This is a genomic window from Paenibacillus farraposensis (assembly GCF_020736845.1).
Lineage (GTDB): Bacteria > Bacillota > Bacilli > Paenibacillales > Paenibacillaceae > Paenibacillus > Paenibacillus farraposensis.
In genome coordinates this window covers 1-1,119 of the sequence record NZ_JAFFQR010000028.1, presented here as the reverse complement: position 1 = coordinate 1,119, position 1,119 = coordinate 1, and the positions used below count along the sequence as shown (strand labels likewise).

General features: G+C 38.1%; 2 pseudogenes. Both read right to left on the bottom strand.

From position 1 onward, the window contains the following. Window positions 1-740: pseudogene (locus tag JO375_RS05300) on the bottom strand (hypothetical protein); the annotation flags it as partial. Between the two features lie 26 nt (window positions 741-766). Then, window positions 767-1,119 (bottom strand): annotated as a pseudogene (locus JO375_RS05295) (hypothetical protein); the annotation flags it as partial.

Genomic DNA, 1,119 nt, shown 5'->3' with positions numbered 1-1,119 from the left:
GTATATGGTTCCAGATCAGGGTCGGGCTGAGCATCTTCATCTACATAATCAGCGCTACGTTGCTGCTTTATAGATTTCTCCATGTTATATTCAATGGAAATATTGTCTACTTTCTCTGTTTTAGTATCCCACAGAATCCTCAAATGCAAGCCGTTTTTGGAATAGAGCAGACTCTCATTTGTTATGATACTAGGCTGGCCATAGAGTTGTAGTACTTTGCCAAGTGTATCACCGATCTTCAAGCCTCTTTTGGTTTTAAACTTGGGACTATCCAAGCTCACGGATACTAGATAGCTTTCACCATCCACCAAGTCCTCCCCTTCAAGTTCAATTTTAGACAAGACTATAAAATCAATTTCTGGATCATTATAGTTAGGATAAGACAAGCTCCATCTTCTATATGTTCCATTCCCACTACAATACCCTCTGTTGTTTGCTTCAAATCCCTCACTGTAACCCCACTTATGGATAAGTTCTTTAATATCCGTATTCTTATCAATTTTGTGCGACCGATATGATATTGTGAAGTCCTCATCCTGAAGGGGCTTAGGACCAGCAGATACAACATTCTTGGCTTTATCTGTTCTTTTATCTGGATAGTAGCCAGTGCTTTCTTGCTTAACTTTAGCAGTAGCTGTTTTCCCATTGTTATAAGTATTGATATCTGAAAGACTACATGCGGTTACTCCTAAAACCAAAAAAATCAATATAATAAAATAACCGTAACTTGGTTTGTACACTTCTTTTCCTCTTTTCGAATTTTAACTTATCGTTCGCCCGTTACCGTCCACTCATAATTTGCTTTACCATGACTATCTTGTGCATTTTGTAGTGCCTTGAAGGTAACAGCAGGAAGTTTTATACCTTCTGCGCTAGCAATATTTTGAGCTGTGCTTTTACTAATACTTGATAGATAAAAGTCATAATTATCAGACTCTTTATTACTTAGTTTGTCATAAATGGATTTTACATCTCCGCCCCATGTACCATGACCTGCATACGGCCCATAATCTAGTTCCGTCACAGCTTTATGCTCTATCACTTGAGCGCCAGGTTTCATAGGTTCAATTGTGTGTTGCTTTTCGTTCGTTTGTTTTTCCACACATCCATTCAATAACA